The sequence below is a fragment of the Nocardia sp. NPDC051756 genome, from assembly GCF_040681495.1.
Classification (GTDB): Bacteria; Actinomycetota; Actinomycetes; order Mycobacteriales; family Mycobacteriaceae; genus Nocardia.
In genome coordinates this window covers 1156055-1177228 of the sequence record NZ_JBFAYV010000002.1, presented here as the reverse complement: position 1 = coordinate 1177228, position 21174 = coordinate 1156055, and the positions used below count along the sequence as shown (strand labels likewise).

Annotated in this window: 21 protein-coding genes; 7 read left to right on the top strand and 14 right to left on the bottom strand. The window is 67.5% G+C overall.

What is annotated here, in order from left to right:
• Window positions 1-134: 134 nt before the first annotated feature.
• The gene (locus tag AB0M22_RS11590) at window positions 135-1175 is read right to left on the bottom strand and encodes an NADP-dependent oxidoreductase (RefSeq protein WP_364723945.1); all 1041 of its coding nucleotides are present in this window, start codon (window positions 1173-1175) and stop codon (window positions 135-137) included.
• Window positions 1176-1356: 181 nt separating this feature from the next.
• Window positions 1357-2406 carry an AraC family transcriptional regulator ligand-binding domain-containing protein gene (locus AB0M22_RS11585; RefSeq protein ID WP_364723943.1) on the bottom strand — a complete coding sequence of 350 codons (1050 nt, stop codon included), beginning with the start codon at window positions 2404-2406 and terminating at the stop codon, window positions 1357-1359.
• Between the two features lie 144 nt (window positions 2407-2550).
• Here AB0M22_RS11585 and lpdA point away from each other — a divergent pair, with 144 nt between their 5' ends.
• Both lpdA and AB0M22_RS11575 read left to right on the top strand, forming a co-directional pair.
• Complete coding sequence (lpdA, locus tag AB0M22_RS11580; protein WP_364723940.1) at window positions 2551-3954, top strand: dihydrolipoyl dehydrogenase; 1404 nt, start codon at window positions 2551-2553, stop codon at window positions 3952-3954.
• 108 nt (window positions 3955-4062) lie between these two features.
• Window positions 4063-4764, top strand: coding sequence for a polysaccharide deacetylase family protein (locus tag AB0M22_RS11575; protein ID WP_364723937.1), 702 nt, complete (start codon window positions 4063-4065; stop codon window positions 4762-4764).
• On the opposite strand, the gene AB0M22_RS11570 is transcribed toward AB0M22_RS11575, so the two are convergent.
• Together AB0M22_RS11570 and AB0M22_RS11565 are read right to left on the bottom strand one after the other, a co-directional pair.
• On the bottom strand, window positions 4765-5181 hold the full coding sequence (locus AB0M22_RS11570; protein ID WP_364723934.1) for a PPOX class F420-dependent oxidoreductase: 417 nt from the start codon (window positions 5179-5181) through the stop codon (window positions 4765-4767).
• 47 nt (window positions 5182-5228) lie between these two features.
• Window positions 5229-5627 (bottom strand): helix-turn-helix domain-containing protein, encoded by a 399-nt coding sequence (locus AB0M22_RS11565; RefSeq protein WP_364723932.1) that lies wholly within the window; start codon window positions 5625-5627, stop codon window positions 5229-5231.
• Between the two features lie 99 nt (window positions 5628-5726).
• On the opposite strand from AB0M22_RS11565, the gene AB0M22_RS11560 reads away from it, so the two are divergent.
• A complete protein-coding gene (locus AB0M22_RS11560) occupies window positions 5727-6578 on the top strand; it encodes an SDR family oxidoreductase (RefSeq protein WP_364723930.1) in 852 nt (283 codons plus the stop codon).
• A gap of 73 nt (window positions 6579-6651) precedes the next feature.
• Here the strand turns inward: AB0M22_RS11560 and AB0M22_RS11555 are convergent, their stop codons facing one another.
• Window positions 6652-7029 (bottom strand): VOC family protein, encoded by a 378-nt coding sequence (locus AB0M22_RS11555; RefSeq protein ID WP_364723927.1) that lies wholly within the window; start codon window positions 7027-7029, stop codon window positions 6652-6654.
• Window positions 7030-7157: 128 nt separating this feature from the next.
• Between AB0M22_RS11555 and AB0M22_RS11550 the strand changes: the two genes are divergently transcribed.
• A complete protein-coding gene (locus AB0M22_RS11550; RefSeq protein WP_364723924.1) occupies window positions 7158-7973 on the top strand; it encodes a TetR/AcrR family transcriptional regulator in 816 nt (271 codons plus the stop codon).
• Window positions 7974-7996: 23 nt separating this feature from the next.
• On the opposite strand, the gene AB0M22_RS11545 is transcribed toward AB0M22_RS11550, so the two are convergent.
• Entirely contained in the window at window positions 7997-8530 is a 534-nt protein-coding gene (locus tag AB0M22_RS11545; protein WP_364724112.1) for a carboxymuconolactone decarboxylase family protein, read from the bottom strand.
• 193 nt (window positions 8531-8723) lie between these two features.
• Here AB0M22_RS11545 and AB0M22_RS11540 point away from each other — a divergent pair, with 193 nt between their 5' ends.
• Window positions 8724-9593, top strand: a complete 870-nt coding sequence (locus tag AB0M22_RS11540; protein ID WP_364723922.1) for a nuclease-related domain-containing protein — start codon at window positions 8724-8726, stop codon at window positions 9591-9593.
• A 3-nt stretch (window positions 9594-9596) separates the two neighbouring features.
• Here the strand turns inward: AB0M22_RS11540 and AB0M22_RS11535 are convergent, their stop codons facing one another.
• The 6 genes from AB0M22_RS11535 to urtA form a co-directional block, all read right to left on the bottom strand.
• Window positions 9597-10301, bottom strand: coding sequence for a GntR family transcriptional regulator (locus tag AB0M22_RS11535; RefSeq protein WP_364723919.1), 705 nt, complete (start codon window positions 10299-10301; stop codon window positions 9597-9599).
• 10 nt (window positions 10302-10311) lie between these two features.
• Window positions 10312-11004: an urea ABC transporter ATP-binding subunit UrtE gene (gene urtE, locus AB0M22_RS11530; RefSeq protein ID WP_364723916.1), complete on the bottom strand. Its 693-nt coding sequence runs from the start codon at window positions 11002-11004 to the stop codon at window positions 10312-10314.
• Window positions 11004-11846, bottom strand: a complete 843-nt coding sequence (urtD, locus tag AB0M22_RS11525) for an urea ABC transporter ATP-binding protein UrtD (protein WP_364723914.1) — start codon at window positions 11844-11846, stop codon at window positions 11004-11006. The genes urtE and urtD overlap by 1 nt, the downstream gene beginning before the upstream one ends.
• A complete protein-coding gene (gene urtC / locus AB0M22_RS11520) occupies window positions 11843-12991 on the bottom strand; it encodes an urea ABC transporter permease subunit UrtC (protein ID WP_364723912.1) in 1149 nt (382 codons plus the stop codon). The genes urtD and urtC overlap by 4 nt, the downstream gene beginning before the upstream one ends.
• Window positions 12988-13872, bottom strand: a complete 885-nt coding sequence (urtB, locus tag AB0M22_RS11515) for an urea ABC transporter permease subunit UrtB (RefSeq protein ID WP_364723910.1) — start codon at window positions 13870-13872, stop codon at window positions 12988-12990. The genes urtC and urtB overlap by 4 nt, the downstream gene beginning before the upstream one ends.
• A 72-nt stretch (window positions 13873-13944) precedes the next feature.
• Window positions 13945-15225, bottom strand: a complete 1281-nt coding sequence (gene urtA / locus AB0M22_RS11510) for an urea ABC transporter substrate-binding protein (protein ID WP_364723907.1) — start codon at window positions 15223-15225, stop codon at window positions 13945-13947.
• 328 nt (window positions 15226-15553) lie between these two features.
• Between urtA and AB0M22_RS11505 the strand changes: the two genes are divergently transcribed.
• On the top strand, window positions 15554-17380 hold the full coding sequence (locus tag AB0M22_RS11505) for an acyl-CoA dehydrogenase (RefSeq protein WP_364723905.1): 1827 nt from the start codon (window positions 15554-15556) through the stop codon (window positions 17378-17380).
• A gap of 56 nt (window positions 17381-17436) precedes the next feature.
• On the opposite strand, the gene AB0M22_RS11500 is transcribed toward AB0M22_RS11505, so the two are convergent.
• On the bottom strand, window positions 17437-18276 hold the full coding sequence (locus AB0M22_RS11500) for a TetR/AcrR family transcriptional regulator (RefSeq protein ID WP_364723903.1): 840 nt from the start codon (window positions 18274-18276) through the stop codon (window positions 17437-17439).
• Between the two features lie 75 nt (window positions 18277-18351).
• On the opposite strand from AB0M22_RS11500, the gene AB0M22_RS11495 reads away from it, so the two are divergent.
• Window positions 18352-19587 (top strand): MFS transporter, encoded by a 1236-nt coding sequence (locus AB0M22_RS11495; protein ID WP_364723900.1) that lies wholly within the window; start codon window positions 18352-18354, stop codon window positions 19585-19587.
• 95 nt (window positions 19588-19682) lie between these two features.
• On the opposite strand, the gene ramB is transcribed toward AB0M22_RS11495, so the two are convergent.
• Window positions 19683-21089, bottom strand: coding sequence for an acetate metabolism transcriptional regulator RamB (ramB, locus tag AB0M22_RS11490; protein ID WP_364723897.1), 1407 nt, complete (start codon window positions 21087-21089; stop codon window positions 19683-19685).
• Window positions 21090-21174 lie beyond the last annotated feature (85 nt).

The window sequence follows — 21174 nt, the reverse complement described above, 5'->3', positions numbered from 1 at the left end:
CGCCCCCCCCTTTTATAAACACTCCCTGTTCCAAAATCTCCCCCACCCCCCCGATCTCCCCTACCCCCCCCCCGCCGGGGCCCAAAACGGGGGGGGGGGCGCCCCCCCCCCCCCCCCCACACACCCTGGTCGGATCAGCCGAGGCGGACCAGCATCTTGCCGGTGTTCGCGCCGGACAGCACGCCGAGGAAGGCGGCAGGCGCCTGCTCGAGCCCCTCGTAGACGGTCTCCGTGGTGCGGATCGTCCCGTCCGCCAGCCAGCCGGCCGCCTTGCCGATGTACTCGCCGAAGATCGGGAAGTAGCTGTTCACCAGCATCCCGCGCAGCGAAACCTCGCGCGTCGCGGCCTTGAACAGGTCCGGACCCGGCTCGGCGCTGTCCCCGTTGTAGCCGCTGATCGCACCGACCAGCGCGATCCGCCCCTTCGGCCGGATGGCCTCGACCGCGACCCGCAGGTGCTCGCCGCCGACGCTGTCCAGGTAGACATCGATGCCCTCGGGCGCGGCGGCCGCCAGCTGCCCGGCCAGGTCGCCCGCCCGGTAGTCGATCGCGGCGTCGAAGCCGAACTCGTCCAGCAGCAGCCGGGTCTTGGCCGGCCCGCCCGCCGAGCCGATCACCTTGGCCGCGCCGAACGCCTTGGCCAGTTGCCCGGCGACGCTGCCCACCGCGCCCGCCGCCGCCGAAATGAACACGGTGTCACCGGGATTCACCCGCGCCACGTCGGTCAGCGCCGCGTATGCGGTGAGGCCGGTGGTGCCGAGCGCGCCGAGGTAGTGGTGCGCCGCGGCGCGCGTGGTGTCGATCGGGGTGACCGCGGCCGCGTCCAGCACCGCGTACTCCCGCCAGCCGGCGAAGTGCGAGACCGTGCTGCCGACCGCGATGCCGTCCGCCTCGGACGCGATCACCTCGCCGACCGCCGAACCCTCCAGCGCCTCGCCCAGCTGGAACGGCGCGATGTAGGACGGGCGATCGTCCATCCGTCCGCGCATGTACGGATCTACCGACATCCAGGTGTTGCGCACCAGGATCTGCCCGTCGGCCAGGTCCTGGATCGGGCGCTCGACGAGGGCGAAGTGCTGAGCGGTCGGCGCGCCGGTCGGCCGCGCGGCCAGCTGGATCTCCCGCGCGGTCTGCGGCAGAACGACATTCGCGGTGGTGGTGGTCTGGATGCTCATTACGCTGCCTCTTCTTCGGTGACTCCCGAACCCGTTCGATCCGGTACCGAGAACGTTATGAGCGAGCAACCCCGGTTCCCAGGTCCGCAAATGCCACCGCCCGGTCCAAACACGACACGTCCGATCCACCCCGGAACGGGAGTTGGTCGCGGGCGCACCCGAGGTCCGCCACAGTGATGGCTCAGACGGCGGCTCTGACTCCAGAAGGGGAGGTGCCGCTCCAGCGCCGGAAGGCCTTGCGCAGGGCTCGATCGTCGGTGAAACCCAGTCGGCCCGCGACCGCCGAGGTGGTCAGATGTCCCTCTGCCAGAAGGGCTTTCGCTTGTTCGTAGCGGATCAGGTCGAATTCGTTGCGCCAGCTGGTGCCGTGCTCGGCCAGCTGCCGTTGCAACGTGCGCGGGCTGACGGCCAACCGGTTCGCGACCGAGGCCAGCGACGGATCGCCCGCGTCGAGCGCGGCCGCCAAGGCGATCCGGAATGCCGCCAGCGGACCCGGGATCGGCTTGGCGGTGGCGAGCACCAGATCGGCGTGACTGCGCAGCAGATCCGCCAGCATCGGATCGGCGCGCGGCAGCGGGGCGGTGGCGTCCGCGGCGGTGAAGGTGATCGTGTCGGCGGGCGCGTCGAACTCGATCCGATCGGTCCCGAAGGCATCGCGCAGGGCATCGTGATTGCCCGGCGCGGCCCGGCTGAACGCGACCCGAGCCGGGATCACCGGCCGGCCGGTGGCCTCCCGGGCACGCCGCAGGTAATACGCGAGCACATACTCGTTGACCACCGCCACGATCGCCGGATCGCCCGCCGTGGTCCGGAATCCGACGGTGAGTTCGCCGTCGTGCGTGAGATCGAATCCTTCGGCGGCCGCGGTGACCAACCGGTGATAGGGCTGCGCGCTGCGCAACGCGTCCGCCAGTGTCGGCCCGTTCGTGACGAGATAGTCCCAGGTGGTCAAGGTCCCCAGCGGCGCGGCATCGACCACCGCGAGCCCGGCCCCCGGCTCCGGCCGCGCCTGCGCGAGCAGACCCCACAGCTCGATCAGCGAACCGAGCGGAATCCGATTGAGTTCGCCGGCCAGGATCGCGTCGCCGGTCCCGTGGATCGCCGCGAGCCGATCCTCGCCGACCCCGAACCGCCGGGCGGTGTCGCGCACCAACCGGATCAGATGGGTCGACGCGGTGTTGTCGATGGCAGCGCCGAGCGCCGCACCGCCCACCGATTCATGCCCGACCACGGCCCAACCCTAGCTAGCCGAAATGTCTGATTCGCCACTCCACCCGCCGCGCGAGCACCGAACTTGCGCCCAGGTGTGGCCCACGGCTCATTGTTGTGGGGGACCGGTGGGCCAACTCGTAGCGACAGAGTTAGGCTCGGTGTCGTGACTTCCCATTACGACGTTGTCGTTCTCGGTGCCGGTCCTGGCGGTTACGTCGCCGCTATCCGTGCGGCACAGTTAGGCCTCCGTACCGCGATCGTCGAGCAAAAGTACTGGGGCGGTGTGTGCCTGAACGTCGGCTGCATCCCTTCCAAGGCGCTGCTGCGTAACGCTGAGCTGGCGCACATCTTCACCAAGGAAGCCAAGACCTTCGGGATCTCGGGCGAGGTGAGCTTCGACTTCGGTGTGGCGTTCGATCGCAGCCGCAAGGTGGCGGACGGCCGGGTCAAGGGCGTCCACTTCCTGATGAAGAAGAACAAGATCGACGAGTTCGACGGCAAGGGCACCTTCACCGACGCGAACACGCTGTCGGTCGAGCTGTCCAAGGGCGGCACCGAGACCGTCACCTTCGACAACGTGATCATCGCGACCGGCACCGTGACCAAGCTGCTGCCGGGCACCCAGCTCAGCGACAACGTGGTGACCTACGAGGAGCAGATCCTCACCCGCGACCTGCCCGGCTCGATCCTGATCGTCGGCGCGGGCGCCATCGGCATGGAGTTCGGCTACGTCCTGAAGAACTACGGCGTCGACGTGCGCATCGTGGAGTTCCTGGACCGCGCGCTGCCGAACGAGGACGCGGATGTCTCGAAAGAGATCACCAAGCAGTACAAGAAGCTCGGCATCACCATCTCCACCGGTGCCGCGGTGCAGTCCATCGACGACGACGGCTCGAAGGTCACCGTCGCGATCAAGGACAACAAGTCCGGCAACGTGGAGACGGTCACCGTCGACAAGGTGCTGCAGGCCGTCGGCTTCGCGCCGCGCGTCGAGGGCTACGGCCTGGAGGCGGCCGGCGTCGAGCTCACCGACCGCGGCGCCATCGCGATCGACGACTACATGCGCACCAACGTGCCGCACATCTACGCCATCGGCGACGTCACCGCGAAGCTGCAACTCGCGCACGTCGCGGAGGCGCAGGGTGTGGTCGCCGCCGAGACCATCGCCGGCGCGGACACGGTCACCCTGGGCGACTACCGGATGATGCCGCGCGCCACCTTCTGCCAGCCGCAGGTCGCCAGCTTCGGCCTGACCGAGCAGCAGGCTCGGGACGAGGGCTATGACGTGAAGGTCGCGACCTTCCCGTTCATGGCCAACGGCAAGGCGCACGGCCTCGGCGATCCGACCGGCTTCGTCAAGCTGGTCGCCGACGCCAAGTACGGCGAACTGATCGGTGGCCACCTGATCGGCCCGGACGTCTCGGAGCTGCTGCCCGAGCTCACCCTGGCGCAGAAGTGGGACCTCACCATCAACGAGCTGACCCGCAACGTGCACACGCACCCGACGCTCAGCGAAGCCCTGCAGGAGGCCTTCCACGGCCTCGCCGGGCACATGATCAACTTCTGAGCGCAGCCGCATAGCCCAACGGTGGCGCCCGGTCCGAAAGGTCCGGGCGCCACCGTTTTTCGTAGGCGGGGTCTGGTGGTCTCGCCGCGGGTTTGCTAGACAGCGAGGATGCGTAGGTGGCTGATCGGCGGGGCGCTCGGAGTTGTCGTGGTGCTGCTGGTGGCGGTCGGCGGGTACTACCTGATGAACTCGCGCGGTTTCCAGTTGGCCGGGCGGCTGGTCGACCGGGTCGACACGAGTGCCAAGGTGGTGGCGCTGACCCTGGACGACGGGCCGACCGATCGTGCGCCCGGCGTCCTGAAAGTGCTTGCCGAGCAACAGATCGAAGCCACCTTCTACTTGGTCGGCAGTGATCTCGCCGCGCATCCCGAGTACGGCAGGGCGATCGCCGCGGCCGGGCACGAGATCGGCAACCACAGCTACAGCCACCGCCGGATGGTCTTCAGCTCCGCGAGCACCGTTCGTGACGAGATCGAACGCACCGACGCCGAAATCGCGAAAACCGGTTACTCGGGCCCGATTACGTTCCGTCCGCCCTACGGCAAGAAGCTCTGGTCGTTGCCCAAGTACCTGTCCGACCACGACCGCACCTCGGTGACCTGGGATGTCGAGCCCGACTCCGGGGAAATCGCGACCACCGACGAGATCGCGGCGCAGGCCGTGCGCGAGACGCGACCGGGATCGATCATCCTGCTGCACGTCATGCATCAGTGGGCCGAACCCGCGCTGGCCGCGATCCCGCGCATCGTCGCCGAATTACGGGCGCAGGGCTATCGGTTCGTCACCGTCTCGGAGCTGATGAAGCACTGATCAGAGCATCCCGTAGGCATGGGACGGGGTGAGGATGGCCAAGGCCCGGCGATCGGCGACCATGGCGCGGCGGTAGTCGTCCCAGTCCGGGTGCTCGCCGTTCGCGCTGCGGTAGTAGTCGATGAGCGCTTCGACCGTGTCGTCGTGCGGATCCTCGGCCACCGGCGTGACCGAGGCGATGGCCTCGATCACCGCGTAGGCGAAGAAGTCCTCGCGGGTGACGTGGATGGCGGCCCACGGTTCGCGCACCAGATTGTGGTACTTCGCGCGGTCCGCGGTGATGGAGATGCGGATGTTGCCGTCGCCGCCGATCACGTGCAACACGTTGGACAGTTGCGGGCGGCCGTTGCGGCGGATGGTGGTCAGCACGGACCGGCGATGGTCGCGGGCGAAGTCGACTGCTCGGGCGAGTTCCATGCCGGTATTCAACCGGTGGTGATCCGGGTCTCTTCCCCGGGGCGGGCTCAGTCGCGGTGGTAGGCCGCTTGGGCCTCGTGCACGCGCGGCATGTTCGTCTCGACGACCAGGATCAGCGCATGCAGCTGGTCCGCCACCTGGGCGCCCAGTTCGGTCAAGGTGTATTCGACCCGCGGCGGGATGGTCTCCTGCACCTCGCGATGCACCATGCCGTCGCGTTCCAGGGCCTGCAAGGTCTGCGACAACATCCGCTCGCTGACCCCGTCGACCCGCCTGCGCAGTGCGCTGAACCGGTAGGACCCCTCGCGCAGCGCGACCAGAGCGAGAATGCCCCAGCGGCTGGCTATGTTCTGCAAAACCGGCCGTGACGTGCAGTTTCTGGCGAAGACATCGGGCTCCAGCGACGGATCGTCGAGGTCTGGCGACGATGTGCGCTGCGTACTCATACATCCGATAGTACCCAACTTGACCAAAGTGGTGTATGAATGCATAGTACTTACTAATAGTTAGTGCTTAACGAACCGTACATACCCGTGGAGGTAGTTATGACCGTTGCCGTGACCGGCGCCAGTGGACAGCTGGGCCGTCTCGTCGTACAGGCGCTGCTGCGCGAGGGCGCCACGCCGGTGGTCGCGATCGTGCGCGATCCGCAGAAGGTCGCCGATCTGGCCGAGCAGGGTGTGGACGTGCGTCAGGCGAGTTACGACGACGCCGAATCGCTGGACCGCGCGCTGGCCGGGGTCGATCGGGTGCTGCTGGTTTCCGGTAATGAATTCGGCGCCCGAGTGGCCCAGCACACCAACGTGATTCGCGCCGCCGAGCGCGCGGGCGTCGAACTGCTCGTCTACACCAGCATTCCGCAGGGGGAGCAGAACTCGATGATCCTGGCCCAGGAGCACATCGGCAGCGAGGCGGCGCTCGCCGATTCGACTGTGCCGCACGCGATTCTGCGCAACGGCTGGTACTGGGAGAACTACCTCGGCGGCCTCGCGCACGCCGTCGAGTCCGGGGTGCTGAACGGCGCCGCGGGCGAGGGCCGGGTGGCCGGCGCGGCGCGCGCCGATTACGCCGACGCGGCCGCGAAGGTGCTCACCACCGACGGGCACGCCGGACAGGTGTACGAGCTGGGCGGCGACGAGCGCCTCACGTATGCCGAACTGGCCGAGGTGATTTCGGCGGTGGCCGGCAAGCCGGTCCGCTACCAGGACCTGCCGCAGGCCGATTACGCGGCCGCGCTCCAGCAGGCCGGCCTGCCCGCGGACTACGCCAACGTGCTCGCCGACGCCGACGCCGGCATCCCGAAGGGCCTGCTCGACGTGACCAGCGGCGACCTGCAGAAGCTGCTCGGCCGCCCGTCGACCCCTGCCGCCGAGGTGTTTCGCGCGGCGCTGAGCTGAGCCGCACACCCGCTGATTTCCCGCACACCGAATCGCCGACGATTCGGTGTGCGGGAAATCGAGCGCTGTGCGGCTACATCCACTGCACCAGCTGCACGATGATCCCGTTCGGATCGCGCATCTGGAAGTAGCGCTCGCCCCACGGCTCGGTCTCGATCGGCGTGGCGATCGGGACCCCCTCGCCTTGCAGCCGGGCGTATTGGTCGTCGATGTCCTCCACCACGAACACGACCAGCAGGCCCTCGCCCGCGCTGCCCGCCGCGCTCTCCGGCTTGAACGACTTCAACCCGGTACGCAGGTAGATCACGTTGAGTCCGGCGTCCGGCCGGTCCAGCGAGATGAATCCGTCGGCCGACATCTTCTCGACGAAACCCAGGTGGTCGATCAGGAACTTCGCCGACGCCTGCGGATCGGGGACGTTGAGCGAGATGGCGGAAGCGGTGATGTTCATAGGCCCTCCTGGAGCTCGTCATTTAACTCTATACTTAGTACGCTGTACTTTGTAGAAGAATTACCGGGCGGCTGCACTATGACCTGCGTCACGCCGATACGATCGGGGCGACCAGGCGAGGAGGCAGGGTGGACGACGATTCGGCGCAACGTTCCGACGCGCAGTCACCGCGGCGACGCGAGAAGCAAGACCGCAGCAGCGCAGGCGATCCCGTTCGCACACTGGAGTTGCTGTGGCGAATTCCGAGCAGCCCGGCACCCGTGCGCGGACCGAAGCAGCGCAGCAGCGTGGACGCCGTGGTCACGGCGGCCATCGAGATCGCCGACGCGGACGGCATCGCCGCGCTCACCATGCGGGCCGTCGCCACCCGGCTCGGCCTGACCCCCATGGCCACCTACACCTACGTGCCGGGCAAGGCCGAGCTGATCGACCTGATGGTGGACCAGGTCTACGGCGAGATGGACCGCGCGGACCGGTCGGATCTGCCCTGGCGCGATCGGGTCGCCGGCATCGCGGCGGAGAACCGCGCCTTGCTCGCACGGCACCCGTGGGTCGCCTACCTGCCGACCACCCGCCCGCCCCTTGGTCCGGGCATGGCCGCCAAATACGACCACGAACTGCGCGCCTTCGAAGACCTCGGCCTAGACGACGTCACGATGGACGCGTCGCTCACCTACGTCCTCGGCTTCGTCACGTCGGTCGCCCGCATCGCCATCGACACCGCCCGGGCCGCCGCGGACAGCGCGATGTCCGATCACCAATGGTGGGAGCGGGCGGCGCCGCTGCTGGCGCAGGTCTTCGACGCGGAGCGGTTCCCGGTGGCGGTCCGCGTCGGCTCCGCCGCGGGCCAGACCCACGACTCCGCCTACAGCGCCGACCACGCCTACGAATTCGGGCTGGCCCGGGTGCTCGACGGCCTGGCTCAGCTCATCGAAAAGCGCTGAGCGCCAACCGGCCTCGCGGTCGGCTAGACCCCGTCGCGCTGAATTCGCAGCGCGGTGATGGTGGACGCCAGCCCCTCGTACTGATTGACCAGCAGCACGATCTCGATCAGGCTGCGCTCGTCGTAGTGCTCGGCCAGCGCGGCCCAGTGCGCGTCATCCAGGTCGCGGGTCTGCACCAGCTGATCGACCGCCGCGATCAGCGCCCGGTGCTTGTCCGTCCAACCCGGCGCCTCCGGCCCGGTGCGCAGCCGCTGGAGAATCTCCGAGGTCACCCCGGCCCGCTTGCCGAGCCGAATGTGATGGTCCATCTCGTACTCGCAACCGCTCAGATGCGCGACGCGAATGATGACCAGCTCCGACTCGTGCCGCGGCAGCCGCCCGCCGGGCATGAGCTTGCCCGAATAGTGCAGCCAGCCGCGGAACAGGCCCTTGGTGCGCCCGAGCGTGCTGAACAGATGTGCGTCGTCGGTGCCCGCGGCCTTGGAAAGCACCTGCCAGACAACCCAGTTGATCGGGCCCAGTTCCCGCAGGCGTCCGGGCGAGATGCGTGGTCGCAGCGCTGAAACCATGCTTGGTCGGCTCCTCCGCGTGAGGGGGTGAGCGGCCAGGCGGTACCGGGCCGAGCCGTCAGCCTACCGGCGAGTACGTCCCGGATCGAGGGCTGTCGTCAATTGCCCGCGCACCCTGGGGATTACCCCGTTACGATCAATCTGCCCGTCCTGACGACGCGGAGAGGCGGACGAGCTCGACATGCTGGTGAGGGTCAAGCCCGGGGCGCAACTCTCGGGTGCTGAACAAGAATTCGTCGAATGCCTGCGTTCCTATCCGTCGGCGGCCCTCGCCATGATCGACGTGCCGGTCGGCGACCGGCGCATCGATGCGGTGATCTGGACGCCACGCGGGCTGACGGTGCTCGAGGTCAAAGGCTTCCGGCGCAGGCAGAGCGGCATTCTGAGCATTGCCGCCGACGGTCCGTGGAAGATCAGCGATGCCGGCGCGGACCTGGACGAGCCGTCCGGCAGCCCGTCGGACCGGCTGGAACACGGCATCTCGGCGGTGAAGACCACGCTCGAGCGGGCGCTGATCGACCCGGGGCATGTGTGCGGCGCCGTCGTACTGGTCCCGTTCCGCGGCGCGGTGGTGCGGCCGTCGCGCACCAATCTGCGACCGGGCCTGGACGTCGTCGTCGGCAATGTCGCCGATGCCACCGAGCTGCGCATCTATCTCGAAAGCTTCTCCGCCGGACCGCGGAAGTGGACGGCGGACCGGGTGATCGGCGACTGCACCGCGCTCGGCCTGGCCGACCGCACGCCGTCCCGCGCGGACCTGGTCGAGGCCGGGTTCGAGCAGGTGGCGCAGGAGTCGCCGAGCGTTGTCCCGCGCCCGCCGAAACCACGGGTCGAGCCGACGCCGGGTGTCGCGACGAAGAAGCACTCGTATGCGGGGTGGGCGGTCGTCGCGCTGGCGGTCGTCGGCATGCTCGCGGTGATCGGCGTGATCGCCAACTCGCTGGCCCACGAGTCCTCGCATCCCGAGCCGCCGGTAACCAGCGTCACCCCGACGAGCACGCCGCCGCCGACGTCGTATCACCCCTGTTGGCCGTTCCAGCAGGACTGCTGATCATCAATCCCGCACGGCCCGAGCCAGTTTGGTGAGTTCCAGCGCGCGCTGGGCACGAGCCAGGACGTGTGCGCGGGAGATATCGATGTGCGTGATGAGCGTGTGCAACGCGCCTTTCACGTTGCCGGACAGGAGTTGTTCGGCGATCGCGATGTGCTCGGCGGTCATGGTGGCGATGCGATCCGGAGTCGGCACGTCCAGGGTGCGGACCGGGCGCACTCGGCTGTGCACCGCGGTAAGGGCTTCCGCCAGTGCGGTATTGCCTGCCGCCGTCAGCAAAGTCGTGTGGAACTGCTCGTCGGCGACGAGCGCGGGGCCTGGCTCCGGCGGGTTGTCGCGCAGCGTGCGCCAGGTGTCCAGCTCGGCTCGGATCAGGTCGAGATCGTGTGCGGGTCGGCCTGTTTCGGGTGATTCGGTGCTGACCCGTTGAATACCCCTGGCTTCCAGGACGATTCGCAGCTCGTAGAGGTGGTCGAGTTCATCGAGTCGCGGCCGGTACGGGTACAGGCCGTCGGAGCGACGTTCGATCAGCCCATCGGCCTGTAATCGGGCGAGCGCCTCGCGGACCGGGGTGCGCGACACCCCGTAGATCTCCGCGAGCCGTTCCTCGCCGAGCCGTTCGGTCGGCACGAAGATGCCGGTGGCCAGATCCCGGCGCAGCGAGTGATACACGCGCTCGCTCAACGGGATCCGCCCCCGGCGCGGCATGGTGGTCAGCTCAGATCGCCATCGCCGAGCGGACCGCGGTCTCCGCACCCGCGCCGCCCGCGCCGGTGGAGGTGACCCGGCCGGACGCCAGGATGTAATAGCGCTGCGCCGCCTGTAGCGCGAAGCCGATGCGCTGCTCCACCAGCAGCACGCTCAACCCGCCGCGCCCGGTCAAATCGATGATGGTGCGCTCGATTTCGGCGACCACCGAGGGCTGGATGCCCTCGGTCGGCTCGTCGAGGATGAGCAGCTTCGGCTCGGTGATCAGCGCGCGGGCGATGGCCAGCTGCTGGCGCTGCCCGCCGGAGAGCAGGCCGGCCTTGCGGCCCAGCAGTTCCCGCAGTGCGGGAAACAGGTCCAGCGATTCGTCGATCAGCGCCTTGCCGCGCTTGCGCCCGTCCGCGACCACCTGGAGGTTCTCCGCGGTGGTCAGCTGCGGGAAACTCTGTTGTCCCTGCGGCACATACGCGAGCCCACGCCGCACCCGCCGCGACGGCGACAGCTTGGTGATCGACTCCCCGTCGAACTTGATCTGCCCCGACTTGGTCCCGATCAGCCCGACCGCGGTGCGCAACAGCGTGGTCTTGCCCGCGCCGTTATGCCCCATGATGGCGACCACGCTGTCGTCCGGAACCGTCACCGAGACACCGTGAATCACCTCACTGCGGCCGTAACCGGAGTGGATATCGATGAGTTCCAACATCAGACGGACTCCTTCACGGTTACATCTCCAGGTGTTCCAGCATCTTCGAGGGCGGTGCCGATCGCCGCTGCCGTGCCGAGATAGACCTCCTGCACCTTCGGATCCGCCTGCACCTGCTCGACCGTGCCCTCGCTCAGCACCTTGCCGCCGGCCAGCACGGTCACCGAGCTGGCGAACGAACGCATGAAGTCCATGTCGTGCTCGACCACGACGACGATGCGTTCACCGCCGATGCGGCGCAACAGGTTTCCGGTCTCCTCGCGTTCCTCGGCGCTCATGCCGGCCACCGGCTCGTCGAGCAGCAGCACCGAGGCGTTCTGCACCAGCAGCATGCCGATCTCCAGCCACTGCTTCTGCCCGTGCGCCAGCACCCCGGCGGGCTTGTCCCGCAGGTCGCCCAGACCGGTGATCTCCAGTGCCTCCTCGATGCCCGGCAGCACCGATGTGCGCCGGCGCAGCATGGTCAGTGCCGACCTGCCCGCACCGGCGGCGATGTCGAGATTCTGGAGCACACTGAGCTGTTCGAACACACTCGCCGTCTGAAACGTGCGGCCGATGCCGAGCCGGGCGATCTGGTGCACCTTCTTGCCGAGCAGTTCGACGCCGGTCTTCTGCGCCGATCCGCTCGCCGGGACCAGGCCGGTGATCGCGTCGATCAGCGTGGTCTTCCCGGCGCCGTTCGGGCCGATCAGAAAGCGCAGATCGCCTTGCAGCACAGTGATATCGACGTCGGTCACCGCCTTGAAGCCGTCGAAACTCACGCAGAGACCGCGGATTTCGAGGTACTCGCTCGACATTCCGGCATTGCCGCCGAGCTTCGGCTCGGGTGTGGTCGTGGTCATCGGGATTGCACCTTCTCCGGCTCGATCTCGGGTTGCGGTTCGACGACGACCGACGCGGGCGCCACCGGCATCGCACGACGGAATCTGCTGTCCGAGAAGCCCTTCAGCATCGGCCACACACCTGCCAGCCCCGCCGGGATGAATCCGATCACCACGATGAACAGCACGCCTTGCAGATAGGTCCAGCCGGACGGGAACTCCTCGGAGAACGCCGTCTGCGCCCAGGCCACGCCGATCGCGCCGAGCACCGGGCCGAGCAGGGTGGTCCGGCCGCCGATCGCGACCCCGATGAGGAACGCGATGGACGGCACCACGCCGATGTCGGCGGGGGAGATGATGCCGACGATCGGGGTGAACAACGCACCGGCGATGCCGGCGAAGAACGCCGCGACCACGTAGGCGACGATCTTGACGTTGGCCGGGTCGTATCCGAGGAAGCGCACCCGCTCCTCCTGATCCCGCACCGCGACCAGCAACTCGCCGTACCGGCTGCGCATCAGCTGCCGCACCAGCGCGACCACCACCAGCAGCGTGCCCGCCGCGATGAAGAACAGCATCTTCCGGTTCGCCGGATCGGACAGCTTGAACCCGAAGAAGGCGCGGAAGTCCGACAGCCCGGTGAACCCGCCGATGGCCTGCTGCCCGGTCAGCAGGATGGCCAGCGCCGCCGCCAGCGCCTGACTGAGGATGGCGAAATAGGCGCCCTTGACCCGGCGCTTGAACACCCCGTACCCCAGCACCGCCGCGACCAGCGCGGGCAGCACCAGAATCCCGATCAACGCCACCGGCCCGGACGCGAACGGCCGCCAGAACGACGGCAATTCACGAATCCCGGAGATCTCCATGAACTCCGGCACCTCGTTACCGAGCCGCGCCGCATCCGCCATCTGCAAATGCATCGCCATGATGTACGCGCCGATGCCGAAGAACACCCCCTGCCCCAGCGTGAGCATTCCACCACGCCCCCAAGCCAATCCGATCCCCACCGCGACGATCGCGAAGCACAGGAACTTGGCGAGCAGGTTCAGCCGGAAGTCACTGAGCGCGGCCGGCGCGACCGCGAACAACAGGATCGCGGCGAGGCCGAAGCCGCCCAACGCGGTCAGGGTCGAGTGTGCGCGCCACCGTTCTACCAGCGTGGTCATGCCAAACTCCTTGTGCGAACGGTGAACAGGCCCTGCGGGCGGACTTGCAGGAAGATGACGATCACGACGAAGACGATGACCTTGGCGATCGACGCGGTGGTCGAGTATTCGATGTAGGAGTTGAGCAGGCCGAGCGCGAATGCCGCGATCACCGTGCCCTTGATCTGGCCGAGTCCGCCGATCACCACCACCAGGAAGGCGTCGATCAGATAGCTCTGCCCGATGGTCGGGCTGGTCGAACCGATCAGCGTGAGCGCCACCCCGGCGACGCCGGCCAGGCCGGAGCCGATGAAGAACGTGCTGATATCGGTGAAACGGCTTGATACACCGCTGGTTTCAGCCAAGCCGCGGTTCTGCACGACGGCTCGGATCCGCCGCCCCATCGGCGTCGTCTTCATCACCGTGGCCAGCGTGATCACCGCGGCCACCGCGAGCACCAGAATGAAGATCCGGCTCTTCGGCACCACCGCGCCCAGGATGGTGACACCACCGCTGAGCCATTCCGGCGCAACGACATTCTTGGCCGGTGCGCCGAACATATCCCGGGCGAGCTGTTGCAGCACCAACCCGACACCGAAGGTGACCAGCAGGGTGTCCAGCGGCCGGTCGTACATCCAGCGGATCAGGCCCATCTCCAGCGCCGCACCGAGCAGGCCGCCCACCAGGAAACCGACCAGCAACGACACCACCAGCGACACACCGGCGGACGAAATGACCTTCTGCACAACATAAGTCGTGTAACACCCGGCCATGATGAACTCACCGTGCGCCATGTTGATCACGCCCATCTGACCGAAGGTCAACGACAGGCCGAGCGCGGCGAGCAACAGAATTGATCCCAGACTCAACCCGGTGAAGAGCTGGCCGATCACGACGTCCATGCGGACTCCTCGGATATCGGGCCGGTGTGGGGTGACCGGGAAAGCACGGTCACCCCACACCGATCGGGCGAATTACTTGAGGCCCTTGGCCCACTCGTAGGACTTGAGGTACGGGTCCGGCGTGACCGCCTTGCCCGAGTCCCACACCGTGTAGATGAGCCCGTCCGGCCGGATCTCACCGATCCGCGCGGTCTTGGTGATGTGATGGTTCGACCCGTCGACGGTCACCAGACCCTCGGGCGCCTCGAATGTCACGCCGTCGGCCGCGGCCTGAATGTCGGCCACCGCGAACGACTTCGCCTTCTCCACCGTGTTCTTCCACAGGTAGACCGAGGCGTACGCGGCCTCCATCGGGTCCGAGGTCGGCTTGTCCGCGCCGAACGCGGCCTTGTAGTCGGCGACGAACTTCTTGTTCACCGGGGTGTCCACGGTCTGGTAGTAATTCCACGCGGTCAGCTGCCCGGCGATGTTCTGCGCGCCGATGCCCGCGACCTCCTCCTCCGCGATGGACACCGAAACCACCGGCATCTCAGCGGCTTTCAGCCCAGCATTGGTGTACTCACGGAAGAACGCCACGTTCGAGTCACCGTTGAGCGTGTTGAACACCGCGCCCGCCTTGGCATTACGCACCTTGTTCACGATGGTGGAGAAGTCGGTCGAGCCGAGCGGGGTGTAGTCCTCGCCCTTGATCTCGATGCCGTTCGCCTTCGCGTACGCCTTGATCTCACGATTGGCGGTCTGCGGGAAGACGTAGTCGGAGCCGACCAGGTAGAGGGAGGTGATGCCCTTCTGCTTCAGGTAGTCCAGGGCCGGAATGATCTGCTGGTTGGTGGTCGCGCCGGTGTAGAAGATGTTCTTGCTGTCTTCCAGGCCCTCGTACTGCACCGGGTAGTAGAGCAGCGAGTTCAGGCTCTCGAATTTCGGCTTCATCGCCTTGCGGCTCGACGAGGTCCAGCCGCCGAACACCGCCGCGACACAGTCGGAGCTGATCAGCTTCTCGGCCTTCTCCGCGAAGGTCTTCGGGTCCGACGCGCCGTCCTCGAGCACCAGCTCGATCTTCTTGCCGAGCACCCCGCCCGCGGCGTTGATCTGGTCGACCGCCAGCTTGGTCGAGTTGGCCACGGTGACCTCGGAAATGGCCATCGTGCCGGAAAGCGAGTGCAGCGATCCGACCTTGATCGAGTCCTTCGACGTGTCCACGCAGGAGGCGGCGTTCGAGCCGGTGGTCGTGGCGTCGTCCTTGGCGCCGCAGGCGGTCAGCAACAAACCGGCGAGCGCTACCGCGGTGGGTACCGCCATCGCCTTGACCATGCGCCGGGAGCGGTGTCGATGGATGGCACGGGAATCTGACATGGGGCGGGACCCTTCTCACTTCATCAGGTAATTCGGCGGCACGACGTGCACCGCGGCGAACACCTCCGCCTTTTGCCCCGGTCAGAGCTGTCGACCGGGATGTATACAGGCGGTGTATTCGTGGTGCGAACGTTAGTCAGAAGTTGTTGCGCCGGAATATCTCTCGGTGACGAGTCCGTTGCCTGTGTTTCGGCCGTGTGAACCTTTGCGGTTACCGTCTGGTGAACCTCGGTGAGGTGGCGGCGAGCCTACGGTTGCGTAGCGTCGCCGCGGTACGGCAGGCTGCGTTTGTACATCGTCAAAACGGCCGAAACCTGGGAGGACCGTCGTGGGTCACTACAAGGCGAACGTGCGTGACATCGAATTCAACCTCTTCGAGGTGTTCGGGCTGGACAAACTGCTCGACACGGGCGCCTACGGTGATCTCGACTCCGATACCGTGCGCGCGATCCTGGCCGAGGTGAAGCGGCTGGCCGAGGGGCCGATCGCCGAGTCCTTCGCCGCGGCGGACCGCGATCCGGTGGCCTTCGTGCCGGACACCCACTCCGTCACGGTGCCGGACGCGCTGCGCAAGACCATCACGGCCGTGCACGACGCCGACTGGAGCAGGCTCGGGCTGCCGGAGGGCATGGGCGGCACGCCCGCGCCCGCCGCGGTGGTGTGGGCGGTCCAGGAGATGATCATGTGCGCCAACCCGGCGGCGAGCTTCTTCAACATGGGCCCGGTGATGGCCGCGGTGCTCTACAACGTCGGCAACGACCAGCAGAAGCGCTGGGCCACCGAGGGTTACGAACGCGGCTGGCAGGGCACCATGGTGCTGACCGAGCCGGACGCCGGCTCCGATGTCGGTGCCGGGCGCACCAAGGCGATCGAACAGCCCGACGGCACCTGGCACATCGAGGGCATCAAGCGCTTCATCTCCGGCGGCGATGTCGGCGACACCGCGGAAAACATGTTCCACCTGGTGCTCGCCCGCCCCGAGGGCGCGGGCCCCGGCACCAAGGGCCTGTCGCTGTTCTACGTGCCGAAGTTCCTCTTCGATGCCGAAACGCTGGAGCTCGGCGCCCGCAACGGCGTGTACGCGACCAATCTCGAGCACAAGATGGGCCTGAAGTCCTCGCCCACCTGTGAGCTGACCTTCGGCGGCGACGCGCCCGCGGTCGGCTGGCTGGTCGGCGACGTGCACAACGGCATCGCGCAGATGTTCCAGGTGATCGAGAACGCGCGCATGGTGGTCGGCATCAAGTCCACCGGCACGCTGTCCACCGGGTACCTGACCGCGCTGGAGTACGCCAAGGAGCGCGTGCAGGGCGCCGATCTGACCCAGATGACCGACAAGGCCGCGCCGCGGGTGCCGATCACCCGGCATCCCGATGTGCGCCGCAGCCTGGCCTTGCAGAAGGCGTACGCCGAGGGCCTGCGCGCGGTGTACCTGTACACCGCTGCGCATCAGAATCCCGATGTGGCGCAGCTGGTTTCGGGCGCGGATGCCGATCTGGCGCACCGGGTCGACGACCTGCTGCTGCCGATCGTCAAGGGTGTCGGTTCCGAGCGGGCCTACGAGTACCTGACGGAATCGCTGCAAACGCTGGGTGGTTCGGGTTACCTCCAGGACTACCCGATCGAGCAGTACATCCGCGACGCGAAGATCGACTCGCTCTACGAGGGCACCACCGCCATCCAGGCGCAGGACTTCTTCTTCCGCAAGATCATTCGGGACAAGGGGGTGGCGATCGGGCACGTCACCGGGCAGATCGCCGCGTTCCTGGACACCAAGAGCGGGCGCTTCGAGACCGAACGTGAGCTGCTGCGTACGGCTTTGGGCGAGGTGCAGGCCATGGCGGCCACGCTGACCGGCTATCTGATGGCGGGCCAGCAGGATCCGGCCGAGCTGTACAAGGTCGGCCTCGGGTCGGTGCGCTTCCTGCTCTCGGTTGGCGACCTGCTCATCGGCTGGCGGTTGCTGGTGCAGGCCGAGATCGCGGCCGCCGCGCTGGCCGCCGACGCACCGGCGAAGGATCGGCCGTTCTATACCGGAAAGGTCGCTGCCGCAAGCTTCTTCGCGAAGAACGTGCTGCCGCAGTTGACCGCGAACACGGCGATCATCGCCGCGATCGACAACGACATCATGAAGCTGGACGAAGCGGCTTTCTGAGCCGGATCGTGCATCGACCGAAGGCGTCCTTCCCGCGAAAGGGCGCCTTCGGGCTTTCAGTCGGCGAGCAGCTTCAGCACCACCGGGCGGGACAACGTCCCCGATACCTGGCGGGCTAGCTGGTTGGCGCCGGCGCCATTGGCGTGCGCGTCACGCAGGGCCGCGGCCAGTTCGTCGCGGGCCGCGTCGGCCGCTGCCTGCGCGTCCCGGAGGCGTTGCGCGGCGCGGTCGACCGCGGTGTCGGCAGGCTCGGTGGTCAATGCATTGACCGGCTCGGCTTCCGGCGCCGGTGCCGACCCGCGCCGCTGGTAGGCCTCCGGCAGATTCCGCATCGCCGCCTTGGCGAACTCCTGCATGAACTCGCGCGTCGCGGCCTTGTCCTCGGCGGCGTTGCCGAGCAGCAGCCGGGTGGTCTGCGGCACGGCCAGGCTCCAGTTGGACATGCCGCACAGGGCGAGCAGCAGCCGCCCGGCGTACTGCGCGTCGACGCCGAATTGTTCGATGGCCCGGTCGAATTTCTGCTCGTAGTGCTGGGCGCGCCAGCCGTCGATGTCGTGCGCGTCGACGCCGCGGTGCAGGCCCTCCCACAGCAGCAGGCGCAGCAGTTGCGGGTTGTTGTTGTGGTAGTCGAACAGCTTGCCGATGTAGCGGCCCGGGTCGGTCTCGGTCAACGGCTGGACCACGTCCATGAACTCGCGCATGGTGTCGATCAGGATGACGTCGAACAGCTTGTCCTTGCTACCGAACAGGCCGTAGATGCGTTCCTTGTTCACCCCGGCCGCCTCGGCGATGCGGTCGACCCGCGCGCCGGCCAGGCCGTATTCGGCGAATTCGTCCCGCGCGGCACGCAATAGCGCCTGCTTGGTCGCGTCGCTGCGTTTGATCGTGGCCGTCATGGTCGAAATTTTACCATCTATTTAAACCAACTATTTGGTTGACAATCGATCCGTCGCGGTTCTACTGTCATCCTCATGGCTACGCCGACTCTTCCGCTCACGACCGGTACTCCGGCCGCCGCGCCCGCCCTGGGCGCCCCCGCACGCGGCCACACCGCGCGCACCGTGCCCGTTTTCGTGCTGGCCGCGCTGCTCGCGACCGGCCAGATGTACGTGCCGATTCCCCTGTTCGCGGCCATGAAATCGGACTGGAACGTCGGCTCCGGCGTGATGACCTGGATCATCAGCGCGTTCGCCTTCGGCTACGCGGGCGGTTTCGTGCTGTTCGGCCCGCTGTCGGACCGCTACGGACACCGCCGGGTGCTGATGACCGGCATGCTTGTCGCCGCGGTGGTCACCCTATTGACCGGTCTGGCGTTCAGCGCGCCGATCGCGGTCGCCCTGCGGATCGTGCAGGGCCTGGTCGTCGGCTCCATTCCGCCCGCGATCATGGCCTATGTCGCGACCCGGATCACGCCCGCGCACCGAGCCGTGGCGACCATGTCGGTGGCCACCTCGTTCCTGGCCGCGACGGTGATCGCGCAGATCGTCTCGCAGGCCGTGGTCGCCTCGTTCCCGTGGCGCACCATGTTCATCGGTTCCGCGATCGTGTTCGCGGTGCTCGCCGTCGTGCTGCGCCGGGTGATGCTCGACGACGTCCCGACCGGGCGCGATCTGCCGCTGCGGCACAGCTACGCCGCGATCCCCGCGGTGCTGCGCATCCGTCCGCTGCTGCCCATGCTGGTCGCGGGTTCGATGAGCATGGCGGTCATGGTCGGCGTCTACACCGGTCTCGAACTCACCGGCGTGGTCAAGGGTTCCGGCGAGCTGCTCGCCCTGCGGGCCGGCGCCCTCCCGGTGATGGTGGCGCTGCCGCTGCTGGCCATCCCGCTGGCCCGGCTGACCAAGCACTACCAGATCATGCTCGGCGTCCTGGTCGCCGCGGCCGCGATGGTGGCGGCCACCTTCGAGGGATCGCACCTGGCCGTGCTGACCATCCTGCTCGCGGTGCTGGTCGGCGGCCTCGGCGTGATCGGCCCCGCCGTCTTGCAGAGCGCGGGCGAACTCGGCGGCGAATCCAGGGCCGCCGCAATGTCGGTCGCGATGTTCAGCTTCTACGTGGGCGCCACGGTGGGCCCGCTGGTCGCGGCGGCCGCTGCGCCGCACGGCTTCTCGGCGCTGGCCTGGACCCTGGCCGGGCTGCTGGTTCTCGCGCTGGCCATGACCCTGGTCGGTCTGCGGGTGCAACGGCGGGCGCTCGCCGTCGCGTAGCGGGGTTGCATCAGCTCAACGGCGAAGGCCGACATCGCGATTCCGCGATGTCGGCCTCTGTCATCGATAGCTGCTGTCCCGCAACAGCTTCGGGACTACTTGAGCACGTATGGCGAGACCGAGCTGCGGTGCTCACTGATGTCGAGCACCTTGCCCAGCGGCGGGAAGGCGCGCTGCGGGCAGTTGAGCCGTTCGCAGACCCGGCAGCCCGCGCCGATGGGCGTGGGCTGGACCTCGTCGAGATCGATACCGTCCGCGTAGATCACCCGGCCGGCATGGCGGAGCTCGCAGCCGAGGCCGATGGCGAAGGTCTTGCTCGGCTGGCCGTAGCGGGTGGCGCGGCGCTCCACCGTGCGGGCGACCCACAGGTACTTGCGGCCGTCGGGCATCTGGGCGATCTGCGTCATGATCTTGCCGGGGTAGGCGAAGGTCTCGTAGACGTTCCACAGCGGGCAGGTGCCGCCGCTGGCGGAGAAGTGGAAACCGGTGGCGGACTGGCGTTTAGACATGTTCCCGGCCCGGTCCACCCGGACGAAGGAGAACGGGACGCCGCGTAGCTTGGGGCGCTGCAAGGTCGACAGCCGGTGGCAGATGGTCTCGTAACTCTGGGTGAAGAACGCCGAGAGCCGCTCGATGTCGTAACGGAAGTCCTCGGCCACCTCGTGAAAGTGCGTGTACGGCAACACGGTTGCCGCCGCGAAGTAGTTCGCCAGGCCGAGCATGGCCAGCTTTCGGGTGTCCTCGGAGGCGAAATTGCCCTCCTCGACCAGCTTTTCGAGCAACTCGCCGCATTCGAAATACGCGAGCTCGGCGGCCAGCTTGAAGGTGCGCTGGCCGCCGGACAGGTGCGGCGCGATCTCCAGCCGCTGGGTGTCCTCGTCGTAGCGGTGCAGCACGCCCTCGCCGAGGTCGATGCGCTCCACGATCCGCACGTCGTGCGCGCGCAGGATCCGCGCCACCTCGCTGTTCACGTCACCGCCGTGGAATCGGATGCGCGCGGTGAGTTCCTCAGCGGCGGTGTCCAATTCGTGGATGTAGTTCTGCCGCTGATAGAAGAAGTCGCGCACCTCCTCGTGCGGCTTGCTGATCGCCGCGCTGCCCGAACCGTCGGCGAACCGGTCCTCGGTGGCGGCGGCCAGCTGGGCCGAGGTGTTGCGGTAGCGGTTGTGCATGTTGACCAGCGCGCGCGCCATGCTCGGGTGCGCGGACACCATGTCCGCGATCTCCTGGGTGTCCGCCTCGATGCCCAGCTCCTGGTCCATCACGACCTCTTGGAGTTCGGCGATGAGCCGGGTGTCGTCCTGGGAGGAGAAGAAGGTCGCGTCGACCCCGAACACCTCACTGATCCGCAGCAGCACCGGAACGGTGAGCGGGCGCACGTCGTGTTCGATCTGATTGAGGTAGCTCGCCGAGATCTCCAGCTTCTGGGCGAGTGAGACCTGGCTCAGCCCCCGTTCGGTCCGCAGCTGACGAAGCCGCGCCCCGACGTAAGTCTTGGCCATGCGTCCAGTTTATGGGCGTTTTCGCAACCGTGCCAATGGGTAATTAGCAGTTCTGCTGAGCTTTGTGTCACAGGTAGGCGTTACC